This window comes from Paenibacillus pasadenensis, from assembly GCF_023715725.1.
Classification (GTDB): Bacteria; Bacillota; Bacilli; order Paenibacillales; family Paenibacillaceae; genus Paenibacillus_O; species Paenibacillus_O pasadenensis_A.
Genome location: NZ_JAMBOT010000007.1, coordinates 74,225 through 97,142, shown reverse-complemented (window position 1 = coordinate 97,142; position 22,918 = coordinate 74,225). Strand labels below are relative to the sequence as shown.

Below are 22,918 nucleotides of genomic sequence, written 5' to 3'. Positions count from 1 at the left end.
ATGGCGGACTTTGACTCTTTGCAGGAGCGGTCGGAGGACGACGGCGGCCTGCTGTTCCGCTCCATGAAGCTGGAGGATATACCTTCAATCATCGCCATTGAACATGAGGCCTTCACTTCTCCCTGGACGTCGGACGCTTTTATCAATGAGCTGACGAATAATCACTTTGCACGATATATGGTCATGCAGCTGAATGGAGAAATTATCGGTTATGCCGGCATGTGGCTCATCATGGACGAGGCCCATGTTACCAATATCGCGGTCAGCGGCTCCTTCCGGGGACGGAAGCTGGGGGCGAGGCTGCTCTCTGAGCTGCAAAAGCTTGCCGCATTTCTGGGGGCGTCGCGTATGACGCTGGAGGTGCGCGTCACCAACGAGGTGGCCCAGTCGCTTTATCGCAAATTCGGCTTTGAGCCTTCTGGCATCCGCCCCGGATACTACTCGGACAACAACGAGGATGCGCTCATCATGTGGGCGGAGCTGGACCGCGGCGAAGCGAAGGGAAGGGCGCAATGAACGCTAACGAGAACACAGCTCTAATACTCGCCATCGAAACGAGCTGTGACGAAACATCCGCTGCGGTTATCCGCGGCGGCACGGAAATTTTGAGCAATATCGTATCCAGTCAAATTGAAACGCATCGCCTGTTCGGCGGCGTTGTGCCGGAGATTGCCTCGCGCAAACATGTGGAGGTCATAACGCTCATCATCGAGCAGGCGCTGCAAGAAGCTGGCGTGCAGCCCCGCGAGCTGTCGGCCGTTGCGGTAACGCAAGGACCGGGGCTCGTCGGAGCGCTGCTTGTCGGCATCGTTTCCGGCATGAGCCTGGCAATGGCGCTGAATGTGCCGCTCATTGGCACGCATCATATCGCAGGCCATATTTACGCCAATGCCCTCGTTCACAAGATGGAATATCCCTGCCTTGCCCTGGTCGTGTCAGGAGGGCATACGGAGCTGGTGCTGCTGGAGGAGGAAGGCGTCTTTCGCATCATTGGCCGCACAAGGGATGACGCGGTTGGCGAAGCGTACGACAAGGTCGCCCGGGCGCTGCATTTCCCCTACCCTGGGGGGCCGCATGTGGACCGGATTGCCGCCGAGGCGGATTCGGTCATTGAGCTGCCGCGCTCCTGGCTGGAGCCGGATTCGTACGATTTCAGCTTCAGCGGTTTAAAGTCGGCGGTGCTCGCGGCAATTAACCAATCCAATATGAAAAATCAACCGCTCGACGTGCCGGCGCTCGCACGCGGTTTCCAGGAATCGGTCATCGACGTTGTCACCGGCAAAGCGATGAGAGCTGCCCGGGAATTTGGCGTTCGCCAGCTGCTGTTATGCGGCGGGGTGGCGGCTAACCGCGGCTTGCGCGCGCGGCTGACGGAGCTGTGTGAAACGGCAGGGCTTCCGCTGCTTATTCCGCCGCATTCCCTTTGTACGGACAACGCTGCAATGATTGGAGCAGCCGCGCATTTAAAGTGGAAAAACGGCCAGTTCAACGAGCTTGACTTGAAGGCTGATCCAGGGCTGTCGCTGGAAGCATGGTCGGTCAAGCCGATTCCTTCCGCGAGCAGCTGAGTTGGAATGGGCGAGTAAATGGCATCCCCCGCCGCCCTGCATGGCGCAAAACACCCGCAAGCCGCGTTCCCTTTTGTGGAATCGCCGCTTGCGGGTGTTTTTGTTAGGTCAGAAACGCTTGTTTATGCTCGGCCGCCCACTCGGCCAACGAGCGAGCCGGCCGCCCGAGTACCTGCTCAACGGTCGGCAGCACGGTGTAACCGGCCTCCGGAGGATTTTTCGCCATCTGCACGAAAAACTCAACGCTTGCCTCGTCGTAGCCCTGATCCCGCCATTGCTGTTTTGCCTCATCCTCGGTCAGCTCGATGAATGCAATGTCCTTGCCGATCGCAGCGGCAATCGCGAGCACCGCTTCCCGGCGCGTCAGCGCTTCAGGTCCGGTCAGCGAATAGCTTTGCTCATGGTGGCCGTCTTCTAGCAGCGCCTCGGAAGCGACTGCGGCAATATCTCCTTCATGTATGCGCGCGCTTAGCGCCTGCCCGTAAAATTCCCGTACGAAGCCTTCCTCGCGGATCGTTTGCCGCCAATCCGCCAGCACATTGGCCATGAATTCGGCCGGCTTAATTAGCGTCCACTGCATGCCGCTGGCCCGCAGCGCTTCCTCAACTGGACCTTCCTCATAGCCGACAAGGACGACAACGCGCTTCACGCCAGCTGCTTTTGCCAGCGCTATGACTTGCGGGTCCGTGTTCAGGTCGGCATCCGGCTCGTCGCTTGAAGTAATCAGGAACATGGCTTCAATCCCTTGCAGGGCTTCATCCAGTGTCTCAGGTTTCATCAGATCGCCTGCCGCGATCTTTACGCCTTCCGGCAGCCTGCCTTTTGCCCGTTCCGGATTGCGCGTAAGCGCCCTAACGGAAATTCCCCGCTGCAGCAGCAATTCCGTTACATGCTGTCCAACCGTTCCAGTTGCTCCTGCTACCAAAATCGACATGTTTAAGCTCCTCCTCGTTTTTTCGCGTAATGTTGGCGTATGGCATCGATGTGGGCGATGACGTCTTCCCGCAGTTCAGGCGGCGATAGAATTTCGATGTTCGTTCCATAACTGGCAATAACCGAGGTTGCGTACTCTTTCTTGTAAAAGGTTGTATGCACATCGATACAATCGTCTTGATACAAGCATTGACCCGGGAATTGCTCCAGTACGCGCATCCGTACCGAGAGGTCGAAGCGAAGATGGGCGTGAATTCCCAGAATTTCATCCTGTTCCTGTTCTGGCTCGTTTGGAATACTTCGGGCAACAGTAATTTCCTCGGACAACTCGAGCCTTGCGATACGCGATACGCGGAAATATCGCTTCGCCAAGCGCGATCGGCAGTAACCTTCCAAGTACCAGACGCCTTTTTCCCACAACAGATTCAGCGGCTCCACGCTGCGCTCGGACTTCGTTCCGGATGCGCTTGTGTAGGCAAGCTCGACGACACGGGATTGACGGACTGCCTGAAAAAGCTGTTGAACGATATCTCTCTCGTCATCCGATGTGCTGCTATTCAGGATGAAGGCTTCGCTGCTTCCAGCGTCCGCCAATCCTGGGTTTAGGCTGGCCAGCTTCCGCATTGCGGGCGTTACGGCGCTTCCCATCGCTCCTTCCATCGCTTTTAAAAGCGTATAGATCACCGACAAATCATCCACAGAGAAGTGCTGCCGCGTCAGAAAAAAACCGTTCATCAACTCGAATCCGCCGTCCGCGCCAGTAAACGATGCGACCGGGATACCGGCCTGATTGATCAGCTCGACATCACGGTAGACGGTGCGGATTGAAACCTCGAACTTGGCGGCTAGCTCCGCAGCCGTTACGCGCTTTTTGGCCATTAGTTCCAATGTCATCCCAAGCAAACGATCCAGTCTCACGGGCATCCCTCCTCGGTCAATGAAATGCGGGTCATCTGTTTGTTATCCTAGACTAAAAATCCTGACAACTTAGTTGTCAGGATTAAAAAGGCAGCGGAACTTTTTTTACTCTTTGCAGCAGCGGCCTCGGTGCAAGTTGTATGATCGGACTTTTAAGCCTCAAGAGAAGAACAGGAAATTCGTCGCAACCGGCCGCAGCCGTTTGTCCGAAGGTTTATTTACGACCCGGCCGTCAAAAATGAGCGACGAGGAGCCTCCTCCATCGAGATTGTAGGCGTCAACAACCTTGAAGCGGGACAGCAAAATCTGCATTTCCGACAGCGTAGCTCCAGAGCTGCCTTTTTCGTCATAACCGTCGGCGATAAGGAAGAGCAGCTGGTCGTCCTTATAATTGGCGAGGACGGTTCGCGGAGCGCGGGCCGGACTCAGCTGCCATTTGGGAGGAATCGGCTGCGCTATTCCGTCATTCATCAGAACAGGGACGAAGGAAACGCCGAATTGCGGCTGCTCCCGTTCCAGCTGTTCACGGCTTCTGTATTTTCCGCCGATCAGCTTCCCTTCCGGGTTGAGCCCGACAAAAAAGAGATCCTTATACGAAGGCTCAAAGCCGTTCACATACTCTCCGTCTACAACGGTCGTGCTGAGCGGGTAGCGTCCGCCGCGTCCGTCGTCCGCATAACCGCCTCCGTTGATCCCGATAACGGCTTTATACCGATTGACGGCGGCGAGCGTCGTCTCAGCCCTTCCGGGCTTGTCTTTACCGAGCACAAGCTTCATCGCGTTTTTGTCTTTCAGCCGGATTTTTAGCGCATAGGCGTTAAAATTCTGGGCTTTAACCGGAAACAGCTGGGCTGTCAGCCGATCCGTCTGAATCGTCCTTGAAGGGCTTCCAAGCGGCTGCATGATGCGGCGGTCGTAAACCATAAGCGGCCTCTGGCTCTGCTCCCGGGCCGTCTGAACGATTGCGTTCATGCGCTGGCCCGTTTGGCGGTAAAGTTCAGCCCCGCGTTTGATGGAATCGGCCGTCTGGCCCGCGACAACAGCCGCTTGGTCAAGCGAGCCGCCGATTACGGCTGTATTCGACACGGACTCGCTAGCGGCGGCTGTTACGGGAACGCCGGTGGCTGCGCCGGGCAGCCGGACTTCAGGCGAGTTTAATCCTAAAAAAATAAGAGCGCCGAGAAACGGAGCGGTCGCCATCAGCATCCATCGATTGAGGACCCGGACATCGAGCGGAAGCCGATAGCGCCGAATTTGTCCGTGGTTTGCCGGTTTGTCGTCGCTTGATACGCCTGCAGATACGGGAATGGAGTGCTGGTTCATTTAAGCACTTCCATATTTTTTTTCAGCTCGTTGAGCTGCTTCTGTACCTCATTCAGCTGCGTGAACAGCTGATTGCTGTTGTCTGTTTTGCTGCTGGCATTGTCGCGGTTGAAGGCGAGCAGCTCATTAAGGCTGTTGACCTTGCTTTGCAGCGCAGCCATATCGCTGGCGTAAGTGCTTTCCAGCTTTTCCAAACGGGCGTTGTATTCGGACTGCATCTGCGCGATCTGCTGGTTCGTTTGCTGCTGAATTTGCTGCGTTAGCTGCTTTTGAAGATGCTGCGTATATAACCAGGCTCCGGAAACTCCGGCAGCAATAATAACGATCCAGGCGATAAGAAACGGCAGTGGAGAACGTTTGGCGGTGCGGCGGGGGACAGACGCATCCGATGATGCCGGATGAACAGCGCGGGTTTCAGTATTCATGTTGAAAAATCACCTCTCATGCGGTCTTGCGCTCTAGCTTAGACGATATAGGAATGGAATAAGTTGCGTCCGTTTCCTATGAATCACTTATTCTACCATATCGTTGACGTATGGTCATCTTTGGCAGCAGCAAAGCAGGCTTGACATGCTGCAGGAGGCTGGCGTATAGTCGTTTCAACAGTTGGATGGAATCGATCATGCTTAAACGCGCAGAACAGGAACAGTAGGATTAAGTCCGGGTCAATGGCTCCTGAGGGGCCGAATCAGAGAGCTGCGGGAAGGTGCGACGCAGCCGAAGGACAACCGAAGCTCACCTGGGAGCGGATCGCCTGAATCGTCATATTGGGTTGCACGCGCACCGGCCTCGAAGGCTGAAAGCGGCAGCGGATAAGACGTCAGGGCGGTACGGACGGCCCCGTTACGGCCACGCAGCTGATGTTCACAGTCCGGACTTTGAACATCAGCTGCGGCTAAGAGGGCGCTTCTTCGCAGAACGCCAACAAGAGTGGTACCGCGCGGGCACAGCCTGTCGTCTCTTGCAGAGGGAAACCTTTGCGTGAGACGGCAGGCTTTTTTTGCGCAGCTGAGTTGTTGCGGAAACCAATCTCTGGCTGAACCAGGCATGCATCATACCAACCGCTGGGGCGAGACGTCGCCATTTGCCGATTCATTTGCCCGACTGCCACTGCCGTCGGGTCTAATAGATGAAACGCTGAGAACAGGAGCAACAGCTCCGTCCGGTCATGCAGAGAGCTGCGGGGTGGTGCGACGCAGCCAAGGACGAACTGTAACTCGCCTGGGAGCGGAACGGTGGAAAGCAGAGTTAGTCTGCGAATACTTCGTTACGGTTGTCCTCCGTCATCGGGACTTCGCCTTGCTGTGGTCTGTCCTAAAAAGGGCAGCTGATAGCGGGGGGAGCAGAGCGGGTCCGTCTTGGAGCGGATTCCTGGGTAAAGGATGCCTTCACTTTATCCCCGGAATCCATTGCAAGGGCGGGCAACAAGAGTGGTACCGCGGCAAGGCTTTCAGCCTGTCGTCTCTTGCAAAGGGAAACCTTTGCGTGAGACGGCAGGTTTTTTTGTGCCAATAAGCTTAATAAAAACCGAATTTAATGGAGGGAATACTATGAGCAAAACGGACCAAAACCAAATGGACATCAACACAGCATCACAACCGAACGGCTCGCCAGCAGCCGGCGCACGCAAAATTCAAATTTTCGATACGACGCTGCGCGATGGAGAGCAATCGCCGGGGGCGGCAATTGCGCCAGAACGCAAAATCATCATCGCCAGACAGCTGGCCCGGCTTGGAGTTGACGTCATTGAACCGGGTTTTGCCGTATCCAGTCCGGGCGAATTCGCTGCAATTGAACGCATTTCCCGTGAGCTCCAGACGGTAGAAATCGCTGGTTTCGCCCGAGCCGTTACAGGGGATATCGACGCTGCCGTGAAAGCGACACAGGATGCGGCGAAGCGGCGGCTGCATATTTTCATCAGCGCATCGGACATTCATCTGCAGTATCAGCTGCGAATGAGCCGGGCTGAAGTGGTCGCTCGCGCCAGAGAGGTTATCGCCTATGGCAAACAGTTTGTCGAGGAGATTGAGTTCTCGGCTATGGACGCTACCCGCGCTGATTTGGATTTTCTGACGGAGCTTACGGAGGCGGCGATTGCCGAAGGAGCAACGATCATTAATTTGCCGGATACGCTCGGATACGCGCTGCCCGAAGAAATTACGCATATGTTCACCTCCGTCCGCCGTGGAGCAAGAGGCGGGGAGACCGTAAGATACAGCGCTCATTGCCACGACGATCTTGGAATGGCGGCGGCGAACAGCCTGGCAGCGGTACGAGCCGGAGCTTCACAGGTCGAGGTAACGGTCAACGGCATCGGCGAGCGCGCGGGCAACTGTTCGCTGGAGGAGCTGGCGATGATTTTGGACACGCGGGCATCGGTAATCGGCGTCCAGACGGGAATCCGCCAGAAAGAGATTTTTGAAACGTCGCGGTTGGTCAGCCGAATGATGCATTTTCCAATCGCCTTTAATAAACCGATCGTCGGACGTAATGCTTTCCAGCATGAATCCGGGATTCATCAAGACGGGCTGCTCAAAAACCGCAGCACTTATGAAATTATGGACCCGGAAGCGATGGGCATTCCACGGAGCATGATCGTGCTCGGCAAACATTCAGGGCGTCATGCGATCAAGCACCGTCTGTCGGAATTCGGCATTGAGCTGGATAACGCCCAATTGGATGCTGTTTATGCCGCGTTTAAGGAGAAGGCTGACGCGCAGAAAATCGTCACCGACGAGCAGCTGATCCGCATCGCCGGCGAACAAACGGACACGCAGCCCGATCCTTATGTGCTGACCGATTTGCAGGTGCTGGCTGGCAGTTGCAGCGTGCGGAAGGCAACCGTCGCATTGCGCGATTCCTCCGGCAAAGAGGCAGTATTCACTGCCGAGGGAGACGGGCCGTTAGAGGCAGTTGTCAGCTGCATTCGACAAGGAATTCCGCATGCGTCAGAGCTGGAGGACTTGGAGCTGCACTCATTGTCCACAGGCGAGAATGCGCATGGCGAAGCGGTCGTCTCCGTCCTGATGAACGGCGAGCGGTATCGCGGCACGTCTATCCATGCGGATATCGTGCTTGCTGCCGCAGAGGCGTATGTCGCTGCTTGCAATGCAGCGATTCTCGGCAGCCATGTGAATAAAAATGTAGATGAAACTGTGGATAATGTGGATAAAATCGGTGAATAACATTCATTTCCTGTTCAAAGTTCGACAAAAGGCGCTGTAATGGGATTGTTTAATACCGTTAATCTTTAGAAAAAACTGAAAATTATTCACTGCTTGTTGACAACCCTGTGGAAAACTAGGGAGAAATGGACGAAGGCCCTCTGCCGGCTGCATGCAGCTGCGGCGGAAGGCCTTCTTTTTGAGTGTTTTTTTGACTTCTTTTGCGGTGAAGTCGTAGTTTGCTGCGCTGAACGCGGTGCCTCGGGCACCGGAATTTAATCAGCGATATGATTGACCCATGCTTGAAACGATGCGCTTGCTGCTCGCAAGCCCGATGTGCATTCGCCAAGACGGATATTCCTGCTTCTTATCCTTAACCTACAGACTAATCATGTCCTGCTTGGTGTTGCCCTTCTGCGCCGTGAGCCCGAACGTTTAGCTCGGCTAATCGGCATTCTAAAACAACGGAAGCCCTACCTCTCTTCCGTCCTTGCGGCTCCGAAGACCGCGCCAGTGTGAATCAGAATCATTCATAAGGCTAATCAATGGGAATCAAGTAACGGCGGAACCAGGGGTAATAGCTCGGTTCCTTTAAGAAGGGGAATAGGCGGGTTAATCAATACGGAATATTGTATAACGAGAAGTCGTTTAAAGTCAAGTCAAAAGTTGATATAAGGTTGCCAAAATGAGGTTGTGCCATGAGCGACGACCTTACGAGAGCCGGAACCCGGCAACCCGGGCGCGGTAAGGTCGTTTGACGCCCTTACGGGAGCCGGACCCCGGCAAAGTGAGCCTCGTAAGGTCGTTTGACGACCTTACGGGAGCCGAAACCCGGCAAAGTGGGCGTCGTAAGGTCGTTTGACGCCCTTACGAGAGCCGGAACCCGGCAAAGCGAGCGTCGTAAGGTCGTTTGATGACCTTACGAGAGCCGGACCCCGGCAAAGTGAGCGTCGTAAGGTCGTTTGACGCCCTTACGGGAGCCGAAACCCGGCAAAGTGAGCGTCGTAAGGTCGTTTGACGCCCTTACGGAAGCCGGAACCCGGCAAAGTGAGCGTCGTAAGGTCGTTTGACGCCCTTACGGGAGCCGGACCCCGGCAAAGTGAGCGTCGTAAGGTCGTTTGACGACCTTACGGAAGCCGGAACCCGGCAACCCGGGCTCAGTAAAGTCATCTGATCACCTTACTGACGCCAAATTTGCCGTAGGGACTGACTCAAAAGCCGCCTGTGTAGCTTTAAAGTCAGCCCCATTTATACACAGAACAATTCAAGGAGCCTTTTTCCGTCAGGCAAGCGACTCCCATTCCGCATACGCTGCTTCCAGAAGAGCCTTAGCGGAGCTCAACTCCTCCTGCACGGACTGCACCTGAACATAATCCTGATAAACATCAGGATCGGCCAGGCGCAGCTCCAGCTCGCTGCTAAGCTCTTCGAGCCGAGTTATATCCGACTCAAGCTGCTCCATTCGCCGCTGGCGCGCACGCTCGTCCCGCCTCGCCTGCTTGTCGGCTTCATAAGAGCTTGCGCCGCCAGCCTGTTTGTCCGCTGCAGCTCCCGCGTTTGCGGAAGCAGCGGCTGAAGCGGAGTTCCGGGCAGCTTCCCGCGCTTCAAGGCGAAGCTCCTCCATCACTTTCTTTTTCTCCATCATGTCGTCGTAATTGCCCAAGTAGTCGACGGTGCCGGAGGAGGTCATCTCAATCATCCGCTCGGCGATTTTGTTCAGGAAGTAACGGTCGTGAGAGATGAACAGCAGCGTGCCCTCATAGTCCAGCAGAGCCGATTCAAGCACTTCCTTGCTGTACAGGTCCAAATGGTTGGTCGGCTCGTCCAAAATCAGGACGTTCGCTTGCAGGAGCATGAGCTTGGCCAGCGCAACACGGGCTTTTTCGCCGCCGCTTAAAGAGCTGACCCGTTTTTTGACATCGTCGCCGCTAAACAAGAAATTGCCGAGCACAGTGCGAATACGGGCTTCCTCTACGCCGGGAAAAGCGCTCCATACTTCCTCCAGAACGGTGTTAGTCCCGCTCAGCTCGGTCTGCTCCTGATCGTAGTAGCCGAGTTTCACATGAGTTCCCCAGCGAATGGAGCCGGTCAAGGGAGACTGTTTGCCAATCAGAGCTTTAAGCAGAGTGGATTTGCCAATGCCGTTCGGCCCGATTAGCGCTGCAGTATCGCCGCGCTCCAGCCGTATCGAAGCGTTACGGAACACCGGCTCCGGATTGTCTCCGTATCCCACGGACAGGTCATTGGCCTCAAGCACGTCGCGGCCGGTTGTACGTTCAATTTCGAAGCGAAAATGAGCGCGTTTCAAATCGCCCTGCGGACGATCCAGCCTGTCCATTCGGTCCAGCGCCTTGCGGCGGCTCTGTGCACGCTTCGTTGTAGACGCACGAACGATGTTGCGGCGGACAAATTCCTCCATGCGGGCAATTTCGTCCTGCTGCTTTTCGAACTGTTTCATAGCCGATTCGAATTCCGCTTCCTTTAAATCAACAAAACGGCTGTAGTTCCCGGCATATCGCTTCGCCTGATGGCGTTCGATCTCAATAATCGTGCCGACAGTGGCGTCCAGAAAATAGCGGTCATGGGATACGACCAGTATGGCGCCGGCATACCCGCGAAGATAGTCCTCCAGCCAGGTGAGCGTGGCAATATCCAGATGGTTGGTCGGCTCGTCGAGCATAAGCAGATCCGGCGCTTGCAGCAAAATACGGGCGAGCGCGAGTCGCGTTTTTTGGCCGCCGCTAAGAGAGCTGACGGGAGTGCCGGGATCGGTATCTCCGAAGCCCATGCCGTGCAGGACGCTTTTGATCTTCGTTTCAATCTCAAAGCCGCCCTGGTCCTTGAACCAGTCCGAGCGCCTGGCGTACCGCTCCAGCGTATCCTGATAGCGCTTTTCGTCTTCATGCAAAGCTGGGTCAGCTATTTCGCGCTCCAGGCGCCGCAGCTCCTGTTCCGCCTCAATCAGCGCGGCAAATACCGCACGCATTTCTTCTATAATGCTGCGATTGGACTGCAAGCCGCTGTTTTGAGCCAGATAGCCGATGCGCGTTTCCTTGGCGCGGTGAATGACGCCGCCGTCATGGGACATCAGTCCGGCGAGAATTTGCAGCAGCGTGGACTTTCCCGCTCCGTTAACACCGACGAGCCCAACGCGCTCACGGTCTTGAATTTGAAAGCTAATATTGGACAATATGGCTGTGATGCCATAACTTTTAGATAGATCGTTGACCTGCAGCAGCATAAATTCAGATGTTCCTTTCAATAAAACTTCTATATAGATGTAGAATACCTTAATCTGAGGCTATAATCGACCCTTATTGGCGAAACAAACCGCTCAGTGGTAAACTATAGACAATTATGGCAAGAATGGTGAGCTTATGAACGATTCAGGTCTGAACCGGCCCGCCGGTACCAAAAAAGAGCTGAGGAGCAGGCTGCTTGCAGCAAGGGACGCATTACCGCAACAATTGCGGGAATCAGCGTCTGCCGAAGCCTGCCGACATGCGGCGGAATGGATCGCTTCACAGGATTTTAAGTGCGTTATGGCTTTTGTATCGTTCCGTACGGAGTTGGATACGGCTTCATTGCTGAGACGGTGCTGGGCGGAGGGACGGACGGTATTGCTGCCGAAGGTGCGGAAGCAAGACGGCTCGATGAGCGTGTACCGCTTCCAATCGTGGGACGAGCTGATTCCAGGGGCTTTTGGCATCTTAGAACCGAATCCGGATCAGGCTGAGCCTGCAGCGGACATCGTTCCGCAGGCGGTATTTGTTCCTGGAGCGGGCTTTGACAGGTACGGAGGCAGAATGGGCTATGGAGGCGGGTACTACGACCGGTACAGGGCTGCTTTTGCCGCTCAGCATAAGGTTATCCCGTTATGGATTGGGCTAGGATTCAGCTCCCAGCTGATCTCAAACATCCCGATGGAGCCTCACGACACGGTGCTGGACGGGCTTATAACGGAGCAGGGTCTGATTTGGACGCAATCGCAGGTTAAGGGGGAATCGGAGTGAGCAGGGACGAACGAAACGGAGAAACGCTCAGCCACTTCAACGAGCAAGGGCGCGCCAAGATGGTCGATATATCGGAAAAAGAAGAGACGGCGCGCACGGCGGCTGCCCGTACGACCGTCACGATGTCGCCGGATACGCTGGGCCGCATCAAATCAGGCGGGATCGCTAAGGGCGATGTGCTCGCCGTAGCCCAGGTGGCGGGAATTATGGCTGCGAAGAATACTTCCGCCTGGATTCCAATGTGCCATCCGCTGCCGCTTACTGGGGTGAACATCGCCTTTTCGGACAATGGCAGCAATGAGCTTTATATTGAGGCGCTTGTCAAAACCAAAGGGCTGACCGGCGTTGAAATGGAGGCGTTGACGGCGGTGTCAGCGGCGGCTCTGACCGTTTACGACATGTGCAAGGCGATGCAAAAGGATATGGGAATCGGGCCTACAGAGCTTGTATCCAAGACAGGCGGCATAAACGGCGACTACAGCCGGACATAGAGGGGCATAGGGACGGGAGGAACGCAAGATGCGTTGGAAGGTAGCGATTCTCACAGCGAGCGATAAAGGCTCGAGGGGCGAGCGCGAGGACACAAGCGCGCAGGTAATCCGTGAGCTCGTCGAGGAGGAGCTCGGCGGCGGTATCGTCGATTACCGCATCGTGCCGGACGAGCAGGACGAAATTATGGCGGCACTGATCGAGATGACGGATTACTTTCAAGCCGATCTGGTGCTGACGACAGGCGGAACGGGGCTTGGCCCGCGCGACATTACGCCAGAGGCGACGCTGAAGGTGATTGAGCGGCAGGTTCCCGGAATCTCGGAAATTATGCGCAGCAGCACGATGTCCCGGACGAGGCGCGCGATGCTTTCCCGCGGAGTGAGCGGAATCAGAGGCCGTACGCTAATCATTAATTTGCCGGGCAATCCCAAAGGCGTGCACGAATGCCTGATGGCCGTCATCGATCAGCTGCCTCATGCGCTCTCCATCGTTTCGGGAAGAGAAGGAGAGCACGGGGCATGAGCAGTCGCACCCGACTGCTGGAAATTCCCGTGCAAGAAGCGCTTGGCATGAGGCTCGCGCATGACCTGACCCGAATTATCCCCGGGAGCTTCAAAGGCCGTTTATTCGCCAAAGGGCATGTCGTTCGGGAAGAGGACATCCCGGCGCTGCTGGATATCGGAAAAGCCCATATTTATGTTATGGAGCTGGCTGATGGAGACTTGCACGAGGATGACGCCGCCATCCGCATGGCCGTTGCGCATCGAGGAGCCCATGTCGATTTGGGACAGCCTCATGAGGGCAAGGTAGCGCTTAAATCAACCATTCAAGGTTTGGCCAAAATCGACCCCGGTTACGTGAACGAGGTGAATCGGCTCGGCGAAATCGCACTGGCCACGATCCGGGGAGACCGGCTCGTGGAGGCTGGCGGCCAGTTGGCCGCTACGCGCGTTATTCCGCTCATCGTGACGGAGGATAAAATCGCCAGGGTCGAGGAGCTGGCTGCCCGCTTCCGGGATCAGCACGGCCGGGCTCCCATCGAGGTCAAGCCGCTGCAATTGATGAGAGTAGGCCTAATTACGACCGGCGGGGAAGTATTCAGCGGCCGCATCCAGGACCGCTTCGGCCCTGCGGTGCGCGCCAAGCTGGAGGCTCTCGGTTCCGTCGTGGCCGAGCAGGTGCTTGTGCCGGACGACCGCGATGAAATCGTTCGCAATATCGTTGCGTATAAAGCCAAAGATTATGATATGATACTGCTTACAGGAGGCATGTCCGTTGACCCAGACGACCGGACGCCGGGTGCAATACGCGCTGCCGGAACGGATATCGTCAGCTATGGGACGCCTATGCTTCCAGGCTCTATGCTGCTAGTCGGATATTTGGAAGGAACGCCCGTACTTGGGCTTCCCGGTTGTGTCATGCACGATCCATACACCTCCTTTGACGTTCTACTGCCCCGTCTGCTTGCGGGGGAGAAGATCCGCCGGGAGGATATAACCGCAATGGGCTACGGCGGCCTGCATGGCTGTTAGTCCGCTTCATGCGCATTTTCAGTGGAATTGGCCTATAGCCGGTTCCGAAGGAGGAAACAGATATATGCTTGGTGGAATTGGTGCTACTGGATTTTTGCTGATTGCCGTCATTGCGCTGCTGCTGTTCGGGCCGAACAAGCTCCCGGAGCTGGGACGCGCCTTTGGACGCACGCTGAAGGAATTCAAAGCCGGCGCACGCGATCTAATGGATGATGACGACCAAAAACGCTCCGCTTCTGCTTCCCGGATCGAGGTATCCGGCAACGAAGGCTCCCAACAGCCTGAAGCAAGCCGTGCCGATGCCCGCAGGCTGCCGGAGTAATCCGCAGCCTGTTGGCGCTTTGCTGCGTTATGCTGTCGTAATTTTTACTGTACTTTTCTCGCGTACGCTTCGTTCCGTCGCCAGACGAAAGCGCGGCGTATGGCATGAATAAGGAGGATCACGAATGGCCAGCCGACCCGGGGATAAGCCCGTCCGCGAGCGCAAGCTGCTCAGCGACGCGGGGCTTATGTCCCTTATGGAGCATCTGGGAGAGCTGCGCAAGCGGATTTTCATCGTAATGCTGGCGCTGATTGCGGGCCTAGTGCTCGGTCTTTTTTTTGCCAAGCCGATGTACGGTTATTTGACCGCGACGGAGCAGGCCAAAGAAATCGGAGGTTTCCACACCTTCTCGCTATGGGACGGCATTGGCATCTACATGAAATTTGCTTTTATTATCGCGCTAATTCCCGTTGTGCCGCTCGCTTTTTATCAGTTATGGGCTTTCGTCAAGCCCGCGCTGCGCAAGCATGAGCAGAAAGCTGCTCTGCGATACGTTCCTTACGCGCTGTTGATGCTGCTGCTTGGCATCTCCTTTTCTTATTTTGTTGTGTTTCCAATGGCGTTTACATTCACAACGGAAATTTCGAAAAGCCTCGGTTTAGAGGAGACGTACGGAATTGTGCAGTATCTCACCTTTTTGGTGAATATCGTTGTGCCGATATCTTTACTGTTTGAGCTCCCGCTTCTGCTGATGTTTTTGACCGCGATCCGGATTTTAACTCCGGCCGGACTCCGCAAGATGAGGCGGGTGGCGTACTTCGTCATGCTGGTCATTGGAGTTACCGTCACACCGCCGGATGTCGTGTCCGACGTGCTCGTGGCCGTTCCGCTCATTCTGCTTTACGAGCTCAGCATTCTTATGTGCGCCCGAATTTACCGCAGGCAGCAGCAGAAGGATGCTGAGTTTGAGCAGCAGTACGAAGCAGCAGCCGTAACGGAATAGCTTTGCTGACTAAGCTCCGCATATGCGGGGCTTTTTTTGTTTAAGAAAATCCAGTTCACATTTAATCGCAGCGTTTTCATAAAATCGACGAATTTGAGGTATATTAAGTCTTGAAGTTAGATGTGTCAAGTTCAATGGAATCGGTGTAAATAGTAAATGTGAAGCCTTCGTGACATAAATTTGTTCAAAATGTGAAAAATGTTTGAACAAAGCTTTACGAATGTGTTATAGTATAGACATGAAACCACTTACAATATTGAACGGGATGTGACAAGCATGGCGAAAATGATGTCCATTAAACCGGTACAACAAACGAAGAATGCGGTCGACCGTCTCTTCCAATTCATGAATATAATGGCTTGGGCTTGTTTGATTATCGGAGTTGTAACTTCCCTGTGGAAGATCACGCACTTCAGCGATACGAATCTAACCCTAATGGTTGGCATCGGATTCTTGATTGGCAGCGTATTTATTTATACTTCAGGTGCAGCGCTGCACCTTGTATCCCAAAAGTTTGAAAACATGGACGAAGGCCAGCAGGACCGCTTCTGATTTTCATCCAGTTACTACGAGGAAGCCGCAATGCGGCTTCTTTTTCTTTTGCCGGTTTTTTTTGGAATAAGGAAGATGAAGAAATTCCAAACAAGCGTGTACCTCTTGAAATTGGCTTCAAGTTTGAGTATGATAAAAAAGGTTATTAGCACTAACCTCGTACGAGTGCTAATTTGACAAATTTCGATCATTTTCAATTAAGGAGGCTATTTTTCATGATCAGACCTTTGGGTGAACGCGTATTGATCGAGCCGATCGCGAAAGAAGAAACAACCGCCAGCGGTATCGTTCTGCCGGATACGGCAAAAGAAAAACCGCAGGAAGGTAAAGTAGTAGCGGTAGGCAGCGGAGCGTTGAAGGACGGCGTTCGCGTCGAGCTGGAAGTTAAAGTCGGCGACCGTGTTCTCTTCTCCAAGTATGCAGGAACCGAGATCAAGTATGAAGGCAAAGAGTACTTGATTATGAAAGAAAGCGACATTCACGCGATTTTCGGCTAAGCTGTTCAGCTTAGTTCCGGCGCTTATACATCTTGATTTAATACTTAGTGCAACGACTATTTTATTGGGAGGTAATGATCAATGGCTAAAGAAATCAAGTTTAGTGAAGACGCGCGCCGCGGTATGCTGCGCGGTGTTGACGCGCTTGCGAACGCAGTTAAAGTAACGCTCGGACCAAAAGGCCGCAACGTGGTGCTGGAGAAGAAATTCGGCAGCCCGCTCATTACAAACGACGGCGTATCCATTGCGAAAGAAATCGAACTGGAAGACCCGTTCGAAAATGCCGGCGCTCAGCTGGTTAAAGAAGTAGCAACCAAAACGAACGACGTTGCCGGTGACGGCACGACGACCGCAACCGTTCTGGCACAAGCGATCATTCGCGAAGGCCTCAAAAACGTTACGGCTGGCGCTAACCCGATCGTTCTGCGTAAAGGCATCGAAAAAGCAGTCCGCGCTGCTGTTGAAGAGCTGAAAAACATCTCCAAACCAATCGAAGGCCAGCAATCCATCGCACAAGTTGCTGCCATCTCCTCCGGTGACGAGGAAGTCGGCCAGCTGATCGCAGAAGCGATGCAAAAAGTCGGCAACGACGGCGTTATTACGGTTGAGGAGTCCAAAGGCTTCTACACCGAGCTGGAAGTTGTAGAGGGCATGCAGTTCGATCGTGGCTATGTATCCCCGTACATGATTACGGACACGGACAAAATGGAAGCTGTTCTGGATAACCCGTACATTCTGATTACGGACAAAAAGATCTCCAACATTCAAGAGATCCTGCCTGTGCTTGAGAAAGTGGTTCAATCCGGCAAACAACTGCTGATCATCGCTGAGGACGTTGAAGGCGAAGCTCAAGCGACGCTGATCGTGAACCGTCTGCGCGGCACGTTCACTTGTGTTGCCGTTAAAGCACCAGGCTTCGGCGACCGCCGCAAAGCAATGCTGGGCGATATCGCAGCTCTGACGGGCGGCCAAGTTATTACGGAAGAGCTCGGCCTGGATCTGAAGTCCACGGCAATCGAGCAGCTCGGCTCCGCTCGCCAAATCCGCGTAACCAAAGAAAACACGATCATCGTTGACGGCGCTGGCGACAAAGCCGACATCGACGTTCGCGTAAAACAAATCCGCACTCAGCTGGAAGAAACAACTTCCGACTTCGACCGCGAGAAACTGCAAGAGCGTCTGGCAAAACTGTCCGGCGGCGTAGCGGTTATCAAAGTTGGCGCAGCGACCGAAACCGAGCTGAAAGAGCGCAAGCTTCGCATTGAAGACGCTCTGAACTCCACTCGCGCAGCTGTGGAAGAAGGCATCGTTTCCGGCGGCGGCACGGCGCTTGTAAACGTGTTTAACGCTGTTGCAGCGCTTAACGTGACGGGCGAAGAGAAAACAGGCGTGAACATCATCCTGCGCGCTCTGGAAGAGCCTGTTCGTACGATTGCAACCAACGCTGGCGTTGAAGGCTCCGTTATCGTAGAACGCCTCAAAAAAGAACCAGTCGGCATCGGCTACAACGCTGCTACCGGCGACTGGGTGAACATGTTTGAAGCGGGAATCGTCGATCCGACGAAGGTTACTCGTTCCGCTCTGCAAAACGCAGCTTCCGTTGCGGCTGTCGTTCTGACGACCGAAGCGGTTGTTGTCGACAAACCGGAAAAAGACAAACCAGCTATGCCAGATATGGGCGGCATGGGTGGCATGGGCGGCATGATGTAATCATCTTGCCCAATAGATAAGAAAACGGGACCTTTCGGGGTCCCGTTTTTGTTTAAGAGCCACCGTTATACGGTGGCTCTTTTATTTTCTCGCAAAGAGGGGTCGAATGATAGAATATGTGAACCTCCCATTGAAACCGTCCAATCATTTCCAAAAATAGATCATAGAATAGATCATCAAGAGATAAGGAGGTGAGACTAATGAACAAATTCGTAGACGGTAGAACCTCTCAAAACGCCAGCTTTGCCAACTCCATCGCAATTCCAATTCTAGTTATTAATACGCCGCAGCTGTTTGGCCAAATTGGTTTAAGTACAGAAGGTATTGGAGCCAATCCGCGTGTCATTCTTACGGGGACAATCGCTTTGCAGCTTCCTTTGGCATTGCTTGGAATCACAGTCACAGTTGTTCGTGGCACTTCGCCGACTGACCCAGTTGTTTACTCTGCCACTTCCACCTTTGATTTAAGTGTTTTGGCACCGCAAATTGTTTCGTTTTCCGCAGCTGATTTCAATCCGCCAGTTGTCGGGTCTGAAATTGTTTACACGGCATTTGTTTCGTCTAACTTGCTTGGAACGGTTCGCGTTGGTCCGGAAAACTTTGATGGGATTCTTATGTCCGATTCGCCTGTATGATTCACGGCCGCCGACCCTATGGTTCGGCGGTTTTTTGTTGAACTGCCTGATAACGGAAGGTGGTACCCGAGCAAAAAAAGCCCGGCTTCCTTAACTAGGAAGCCAGGCATTTGAAATCATTCTATAACAGCTGGAGCAGCGCTACAGTTTTTAAGACCCTGTGCGAACCTCTTCCAGCGCCGAGGCCGGACGAATACGGCGAAGCGGGGATCGGCTGTAGCGGAACTCTCCGGCACCGAGCACGGTGAGCGTTTCGCCGTTGCCTTCGATCGTGGAGCCGTCCGCGATGTAGCTGCCCTCGCCGATTATGGCGCGGTGCACATGGACGTTCTGTCCGATTCGGGCGCCTGGCATAATGATGCTGTCCGTAATCGTACTGCCTTCGCCGATTTGCACGCTATGGAACAGAATCGAGCCGTCCACAACGCCTTGAATGCGGCAGCCGCGCTGCACGATGGAGTTGCTCACCTCTCCGCGGCCTTCTATATAAATGGCTGGGCTCATCGAAAGAGAAGGGGTGAACATAGGCCATTCCGGACGGTTCAAGTCGATAACTCCGTTCAGAAGGTCCATATGGGCCTCCCAAAGGCTATCCGGAGTGCCGACGTCCTTCCAGTAGCCCTGGAATGGAAACGCCGCTACGCTGCGCTCCTCGCGAAGCAGCTGCGGAATGATATCTTTGCCGAAATCGCGTGAGGATTGCGGCTGCCGAGCGTCATTTTCCAGAGCGGCCTTAAGGTCCGCCCAGCGGAAAATGTAGACGCCCATCGAGGCGAGATTGCTTTTTGGCTCGGCAGGCTTTTCAACAAACTCGGTTACTTGGAACCGCTCGTCGGTGTTCATGATGCCGAAGCGGGAAGCTTCCGCCCATGGCACTTCCTTTACGGCAATCGTTGCAGCAGCGCCGCGTTGTTTATGGAAGGTGAGCATTTCCGTGTAATCCATTTGATAAATGTGATCGCCTGACACGATCAGCACATGCTCCGGATTTTGTTCTTCAATGAAATCGATATGTTGATAAATTGCATCCGCCGTGCCTACATACCCGTTCTTCTCGTCGGAAGAAGAGAGCAGCGCAATCTCGGCATTATCCCATGCGCGGCCGTCGCCGATATGCTGGGTGATGGAATTTTTCATATATTGGCTTAAAACGCCGATTTTAGTAATCCCTGAATTCACGCAGTTGCTCAGCGGAAAATCGATAATTCTATAACGGCCCCCAAAATGAACCGCAGGTTTAGCGAGTCTATTGGTCAGGGGGGCGAGGCGTTTCCCTTCTCCTCCTGCAAGAAGCATGGCCATACAGCTGTTGGAATGAATCATTATGAGAACACCCTCCATTTTTTCGCTCGGAATATCTTGTCTAGGTATAATCTAAACGTGTTTAATAGCTTTTGAAACCGAGGTTGAAAAAGTGCAGGCTCACCTGCAGAGCAAAATCAAGGGTGTCAAATAGGATTTAGATGCCGCGAAGCAGGATGGCTTGTTTCATCAGCCGGAAGTCAGGGGTAGAGTTATAGTATGCAAGACGGGAACCGCACAGCAGCGGATCTCGACACGAATGCACAAGGCATTCGCTTGACATGGGCACCATATCTACCGAACACCATAGGAGGGATTTTCGATGAAGCCAAGCATTCAAGTCGTGGAAAACGGTACGGACGCTATGTCCGCAGTCAGGGAACTCAATCGGCGCGGGTATAACAGAGATGAGATCTACGTGCTGGCGCATGATCGGGATCAAACCGACAGGCTCGTAGAGAATTCGGACGCGAATAAGATCGGTATGTCCGAAGAAGGGATGTTTGATTCCATGGCCAACATGTTCCGCTCGAGAGGTGATGCACTGCGCTCTAAGCTGGAATCGGTCGGCTTGACGGATCTGGAAGCGGAGCGCTACGAGGAAGTTCTCGATCAGGGGAAAATTCTGATCATCGCCCGCACTCACTGATTTTTATTCATAACTTATACAATAGCCGGAGCGTCCAAAAGGATGTCTCCGGTTTTTTGTCATGTCGGAATAGGCAGCCAAGCCATGCTCTCACCCTGGCTCCTCCGTGTACGCTCCATGCTCCGGGTACCGGCTGACCTGCCGGGGAACTTAGGTTGTCCGCGCGGGCTTGCCTTGGCAGGATTCAACATGCCAGCGAGGCTGCCCATCGCAATTTCGAGTCGTTCCATCCCATAACGCCCCTTTCATAACTAGTTAAGGAGGTGAATTATTATTTGAATTTCGTTTGTCCCCTCCCTCATGATGAATATTTCCCTACTGAGCATTAGTTTCCCTTTTTTGTTCATTAATTTTTAAAAGATTTATTCCCCGTATACGATGACACTGCTTAAGAGTATACTTGACGATGCATCAGGAGAAGAAAAGCATCAAACGCAGGAGGCAACCAAATGTCCTATACATACGCTAAGACAGGCGCATCCATGCCTGTTATTATATTAGGTGGTTTTTTGGGCAGCGGCAAAACGACGCTGCTTGCCAGGCTGCTGGCTTATTATCAAGAACGCGGAATGAAACCGGCTGTCATCATGAACGAACTCGGCGATGCCGGACTGGTGGAGCTTCCTGCAGGCGTGGACGTGCCGGTCAAGGAGCTGCTGAGCGGATGCATCTGCTGTACGATGAAAGCGGATCTGGCGGGTGAGCTGATGCTTCTTACACAACAGCGTCCGGATGTCATTCTGGTGGAAGCGACTGGAGCGGCCAATCCGCTGGAGCTGATGGAAGGAGTAATGGAGGCTTCCATGTCCTCATCCGTTCATCTAGCGGCTGCTGTTACCGTCGTTGACGGGGCTGGATTGCTGCAGCTCCGCAAAGGAAGCCGCCGCACATACCGCCTTCTGCTGGACGGCGTTCGCTGCGCGACCCGGCTTGTGCTAAACAAATGCGACCGGCTTTATCCCGAGGAACTGGTGGAGCTGCAGCAGCAGCTGCGGGAGCTTAATCCCCATGCAGAGCTGGTCTGTACGGAACACTCCAAAGTAGATTTGGACTGGCTTGGCGGTTTGCTTGATGGCTCTGGCCAGGCCGTAACTCCGGCGGAAGTCCGGAACAGTGAAGGCGCTTTTGGAAGTGCAAGCTGTGGATGCGAATCGGAGCATAATCATACCTGTGAAAATCATGAGCATGACCATGGAGCCCAGTCGCATGAGCATCTCATGGCGGTTTCATTTTACCCGGAGACTCCGTTTGACAGCGGCGCATTTGAATCGATGTTGAATTCCTTGCCTGATACGGTTTATCGCGTCAAGGGAATCGTTACGTTCTCCGACACGCCGAGCCGTTACCAGCTGCAATATGCGTTTAAGGAAGCCGATTTTATGCCGCTTCCTCCGGAATACAGCCAGCCGGATGTGCTTGTATTTATCGGCGAGCATTTTTCGCGAAATGAACTGCTTGAAGCGTTATCCCGACTGGACGGATTTAGCGGCCGACACAATTAAGCGCAATATGCGCTTTTTTTGTTTTATGCGCAGAAGAAAGTGGTAATGGAAGAAATAGCATGACCACTAGATCAAAGGAGGAAGGCGCATGAAAAGGATGATAGGACTCGCTGCCGCCGCTTGCCTGCTGATGGTGACGGCAATGATTGGGGTGCTGCTGCGTCCGGCGTATGCGCCGTCGCTTGCTGCCGAAAGCCATGTCTTGATCGAAGCGAATACCAAATCTGCGCCTCCACTTAAAAGCCATATAGATGAAGAGGAAACCGAGCAAGCTGCAGTAAAAACATCAACTCCTCACTTTCGCAATGTGAACGGAATCAGCCTTGCAGACGGAAAAGAGGATGTTGTGACCAAGCTTGGCATACCGGAATCGGCGCTCAAGGACGAGCTTTTTGAGGAGCAAACGTTATGGAGCTACCCGGAAATGAAAATCGGCTTTATCGAAGAAACGATCGATTACATTAGCGTGTCTCCGGAAGCCGGCTATATCAAGTTAAACGGCGCAAAGCTGCCTTTTTCTGTAGAGGGCTGGGTGGAAACGTTCGGCGAACCGATGTTCAAGGCCGAGGATGGCGTCGGATATGTGGATGCAAACGGATTTGCAGCCAAGCTGTTTCTGGATCGAGACTCAGGCCTTGTCATTTCAATCGACTTTTTCTGGGCAAACGAGGAATGAGTAAACTTTTTTCAAATTAGCTGTTTCAAATTACGCTAAAAAGGTTAATAGGCAGATAAATAGCATGATGACGGTCGCAGTCCCTCGGGCAGCGGCCGCTTCGTGCGTATATGCAAGAATAACCTTCCCATAATTTGAACGCGGTAAATCGGATGACTCTGCTCACAGGACTATGTACAATAAAAGA

The 22,918-nt window shown here is 53.8% G+C and carries 23 protein-coding genes; 16 read left to right on the top strand and 7 right to left on the bottom strand.

The genetic code is table 11. The features are described 5' to 3' along the window. Nucleotides 1–516, top strand: a complete 516-nt coding sequence (gene rimI / locus M3223_RS17220; RefSeq protein WP_251563784.1) for a ribosomal protein S18-alanine N-acetyltransferase — start codon at nt 1–3, stop codon at nt 514–516. Beyond that, complete coding sequence (tsaD, locus tag M3223_RS17215; protein WP_251563781.1) at nt 513–1,568, top strand: tRNA (adenosine(37)-N6)-threonylcarbamoyltransferase complex transferase subunit TsaD; 1,056 nt, start codon at nt 513–515, stop codon at nt 1,566–1,568. The genes rimI and tsaD overlap by 4 nt, the downstream gene beginning before the upstream one ends. Before the next feature lie 103 nt (nt 1,569–1,671). Here the strand turns inward: tsaD and M3223_RS17210 are convergent, their stop codons facing one another. From M3223_RS17210 to M3223_RS17195, 4 genes are all read right to left on the bottom strand, one after another. Then, on the bottom strand, nt 1,672–2,502 hold the full coding sequence (locus M3223_RS17210) for an NAD(P)H-binding protein (RefSeq protein ID WP_251563779.1): 831 nt from the start codon (nt 2,500–2,502) through the stop codon (nt 1,672–1,674). 2 nt (nt 2,503–2,504) lie between these two features. Continuing rightward, the gene (locus tag M3223_RS17205; RefSeq protein WP_251563777.1) at nt 2,505–3,419 is read right to left on the bottom strand and encodes a helix-turn-helix transcriptional regulator; all 915 of its coding nucleotides are present in this window, start codon (nt 3,417–3,419) and stop codon (nt 2,505–2,507) included. 159 nt (nt 3,420–3,578) lie between these two features. Continuing rightward, complete coding sequence (locus tag M3223_RS17200) at nt 3,579–4,742, bottom strand: phosphodiester glycosidase family protein (protein WP_353057712.1); 1,164 nt, start codon at nt 4,740–4,742, stop codon at nt 3,579–3,581. Continuing rightward, nucleotides 4,739–5,167, bottom strand: coding sequence for a hypothetical protein (locus tag M3223_RS17195; protein ID WP_251563775.1), 429 nt, complete (start codon nt 5,165–5,167; stop codon nt 4,739–4,741). The genes M3223_RS17200 and M3223_RS17195 overlap by 4 nt, the downstream gene beginning before the upstream one ends. Nucleotides 5,168–6,316: 1,149 nt before the next feature. On the opposite strand from M3223_RS17195, the gene M3223_RS17190 reads away from it, so the two are divergent. Beyond that, entirely contained in the window at nt 6,317–7,927 is a 1,611-nt protein-coding gene (locus M3223_RS17190; RefSeq protein ID WP_251563922.1) for a 2-isopropylmalate synthase, read from the top strand. A gap of 1,261 nt (nt 7,928–9,188) precedes the next feature. Here the strand turns inward: M3223_RS17190 and M3223_RS17185 are convergent. Beyond that, on the bottom strand, nt 9,189–11,147 hold the full coding sequence (locus tag M3223_RS17185; RefSeq protein WP_251563920.1) for an ABC-F family ATP-binding cassette domain-containing protein: 1,959 nt from the start codon (nt 11,145–11,147) through the stop codon (nt 9,189–9,191). Nucleotides 11,148–11,283: 136 nt separating this feature from the next. On the opposite strand from M3223_RS17185, the gene M3223_RS17180 reads away from it, so the two are divergent. From M3223_RS17180 to M3223_RS17135, 10 genes are all read left to right on the top strand, one after another. Beyond that, entirely contained in the window at nt 11,284–11,919 is a 636-nt protein-coding gene (locus tag M3223_RS17180; protein ID WP_251563773.1) for a 5-formyltetrahydrofolate cyclo-ligase, read from the top strand. Beyond that, on the top strand, nt 11,916–12,410 hold the full coding sequence (gene moaC / locus M3223_RS17175) for a cyclic pyranopterin monophosphate synthase MoaC (protein ID WP_353057711.1): 495 nt from the start codon (nt 11,916–11,918) through the stop codon (nt 12,408–12,410). Before M3223_RS17180 ends, moaC begins: the two co-directional genes overlap by 4 nt. A gap of 28 nt (nt 12,411–12,438) precedes the next feature. Beyond that, on the top strand, nt 12,439–12,933 hold the full coding sequence (locus M3223_RS17170) for a MogA/MoaB family molybdenum cofactor biosynthesis protein (protein WP_251563771.1): 495 nt from the start codon (nt 12,439–12,441) through the stop codon (nt 12,931–12,933). Beyond that, complete coding sequence (locus M3223_RS17165; RefSeq protein ID WP_251563769.1) at nt 12,930–13,943, top strand: molybdopterin-binding protein; 1,014 nt, start codon at nt 12,930–12,932, stop codon at nt 13,941–13,943. Before M3223_RS17170 ends, M3223_RS17165 begins: the two co-directional genes overlap by 4 nt. A 64-nt stretch (nt 13,944–14,007) precedes the next feature. After that, the gene (locus tag M3223_RS17160) at nt 14,008–14,265 is read left to right on the top strand and encodes a twin-arginine translocase TatA/TatE family subunit (RefSeq protein WP_251563767.1); all 258 of its coding nucleotides are present in this window, start codon (nt 14,008–14,010) and stop codon (nt 14,263–14,265) included. Nucleotides 14,266–14,389: 124 nt separating this feature from the next. Continuing rightward, on the top strand, nt 14,390–15,208 hold the full coding sequence (tatC, locus tag M3223_RS17155; RefSeq protein ID WP_251563765.1) for a twin-arginine translocase subunit TatC: 819 nt from the start codon (nt 14,390–14,392) through the stop codon (nt 15,206–15,208). 276 nt (nt 15,209–15,484) lie between these two features. Further along, nucleotides 15,485–15,760, top strand: a complete 276-nt coding sequence (locus M3223_RS17150) for a hypothetical protein (protein ID WP_251563764.1) — start codon at nt 15,485–15,487, stop codon at nt 15,758–15,760. Nucleotides 15,761–15,975: 215 nt separating this feature from the next. Then, on the top strand, nt 15,976–16,257 hold the full coding sequence (gene groES, locus M3223_RS17145) for a co-chaperone GroES (RefSeq protein WP_090778776.1): 282 nt from the start codon (nt 15,976–15,978) through the stop codon (nt 16,255–16,257). 81 nt (nt 16,258–16,338) lie between these two features. Further along, nucleotides 16,339–17,967 carry a chaperonin GroEL gene (gene groL / locus M3223_RS17140; protein WP_251563762.1) on the top strand — a complete coding sequence of 543 codons (1,629 nt, stop codon included), beginning with the start codon at nt 16,339–16,341 and terminating at the stop codon, nt 17,965–17,967. A gap of 200 nt (nt 17,968–18,167) precedes the next feature. Beyond that, nucleotides 18,168–18,602, top strand: a complete 435-nt coding sequence (locus M3223_RS17135; RefSeq protein ID WP_251563760.1) for a hypothetical protein — start codon at nt 18,168–18,170, stop codon at nt 18,600–18,602. A gap of 150 nt (nt 18,603–18,752) precedes the next feature. Here the strand turns inward: M3223_RS17135 and M3223_RS17130 are convergent, their stop codons facing one another. Further along, nucleotides 18,753–19,922: a glucose-1-phosphate adenylyltransferase gene (locus tag M3223_RS17130; protein WP_435368025.1), complete on the bottom strand. Its 1,170-nt coding sequence runs from the start codon at nt 19,920–19,922 to the stop codon at nt 18,753–18,755. A 304-nt stretch (nt 19,923–20,226) separates the two neighbouring features. On the opposite strand from M3223_RS17130, the gene M3223_RS17125 reads away from it, so the two are divergent. Beyond that, nucleotides 20,227–20,553, top strand: a complete 327-nt coding sequence (locus tag M3223_RS17125; RefSeq protein WP_251563756.1) for a general stress protein — start codon at nt 20,227–20,229, stop codon at nt 20,551–20,553. Between the two features lie 59 nt (nt 20,554–20,612). Here the strand turns inward: M3223_RS17125 and M3223_RS17120 are convergent, their stop codons facing one another. Further along, nucleotides 20,613–20,783, bottom strand: a complete 171-nt coding sequence (locus M3223_RS17120) for a hypothetical protein (RefSeq protein ID WP_251563754.1) — start codon at nt 20,781–20,783, stop codon at nt 20,613–20,615. Between the two features lie 219 nt (nt 20,784–21,002). On the opposite strand from M3223_RS17120, the gene M3223_RS17115 reads away from it, so the two are divergent. Continuing rightward, nucleotides 21,003–22,055, top strand: a complete 1,053-nt coding sequence (locus M3223_RS17115) for a CobW family GTP-binding protein (RefSeq protein ID WP_251563752.1) — start codon at nt 21,003–21,005, stop codon at nt 22,053–22,055. Nucleotides 22,056–22,143: 88 nt separating this feature from the next. After that, the gene (locus M3223_RS17110; RefSeq protein WP_251563750.1) at nt 22,144–22,731 is read left to right on the top strand and encodes a hypothetical protein; all 588 of its coding nucleotides are present in this window, start codon (nt 22,144–22,146) and stop codon (nt 22,729–22,731) included. Nucleotides 22,732–22,918: the final 187 nt, after the last annotated feature.

Excerpts from the sequence above, each read along its gene's own strand:
- rimI (WP_251563784.1), top strand. The coding sequence starts at position 1 with ATGGCGGACTTTGACTCTTTGCAGGAGCGGTCGGAGGACGACGGCGGC.
- tsaD (WP_251563781.1), top strand. The coding sequence starts at position 513 with ATGAACGCTAACGAGAACACAGCTCTAATACTCGCCATCGAAACGAGC.
- M3223_RS17210 (WP_251563779.1), bottom strand. The coding sequence starts at position 2,502 with ATGTCGATTTTGGTAGCAGGAGCAACTGGAACGGTTGGACAGCATGTA.
- M3223_RS17200 (WP_353057712.1), bottom strand. The coding sequence starts at position 4,742 with ATGAACCAGCACTCCATTCCCGTATCTGCAGGCGTATCAAGCGACGAC.
- M3223_RS17195 (WP_251563775.1), bottom strand. The coding sequence starts at position 5,167 with ATGAATACTGAAACCCGCGCTGTTCATCCGGCATCATCGGATGCGTCT.
- M3223_RS17190 (WP_251563922.1), top strand. The coding sequence starts at position 6,317 with ATGGACATCAACACAGCATCACAACCGAACGGCTCGCCAGCAGCCGGC.
- M3223_RS17185 (WP_251563920.1), bottom strand. The coding sequence starts at position 11,147 with ATGCTGCTGCAGGTCAACGATCTATCTAAAAGTTATGGCATCACAGCC.
- M3223_RS17180 (WP_251563773.1), top strand. The coding sequence starts at position 11,284 with ATGAACGATTCAGGTCTGAACCGGCCCGCCGGTACCAAAAAAGAGCTG.
- M3223_RS17170 (WP_251563771.1), top strand. The coding sequence starts at position 12,439 with ATGCGTTGGAAGGTAGCGATTCTCACAGCGAGCGATAAAGGCTCGAGG.
- M3223_RS17165 (WP_251563769.1), top strand. The coding sequence starts at position 12,930 with ATGAGCAGTCGCACCCGACTGCTGGAAATTCCCGTGCAAGAAGCGCTT.
- M3223_RS17160 (WP_251563767.1), top strand. The coding sequence starts at position 14,008 with ATGCTTGGTGGAATTGGTGCTACTGGATTTTTGCTGATTGCCGTCATT.
- tatC (WP_251563765.1), top strand. The coding sequence starts at position 14,390 with ATGGCCAGCCGACCCGGGGATAAGCCCGTCCGCGAGCGCAAGCTGCTC.
- M3223_RS17150 (WP_251563764.1), top strand. The coding sequence starts at position 15,485 with ATGGCGAAAATGATGTCCATTAAACCGGTACAACAAACGAAGAATGCG.
- groES (WP_090778776.1), top strand. The coding sequence starts at position 15,976 with ATGATCAGACCTTTGGGTGAACGCGTATTGATCGAGCCGATCGCGAAA.
- groL (WP_251563762.1), top strand. The coding sequence starts at position 16,339 with ATGGCTAAAGAAATCAAGTTTAGTGAAGACGCGCGCCGCGGTATGCTG.
- M3223_RS17135 (WP_251563760.1), top strand. The coding sequence starts at position 18,168 with ATGAACAAATTCGTAGACGGTAGAACCTCTCAAAACGCCAGCTTTGCC.
- M3223_RS17125 (WP_251563756.1), top strand. The coding sequence starts at position 20,227 with ATGAAGCCAAGCATTCAAGTCGTGGAAAACGGTACGGACGCTATGTCC.
- M3223_RS17120 (WP_251563754.1), bottom strand. The coding sequence starts at position 20,783 with ATGGAACGACTCGAAATTGCGATGGGCAGCCTCGCTGGCATGTTGAAT.
- M3223_RS17115 (WP_251563752.1), top strand. The coding sequence starts at position 21,003 with ATGTCCTATACATACGCTAAGACAGGCGCATCCATGCCTGTTATTATA.
- M3223_RS17110 (WP_251563750.1), top strand. The coding sequence starts at position 22,144 with ATGAAAAGGATGATAGGACTCGCTGCCGCCGCTTGCCTGCTGATGGTG.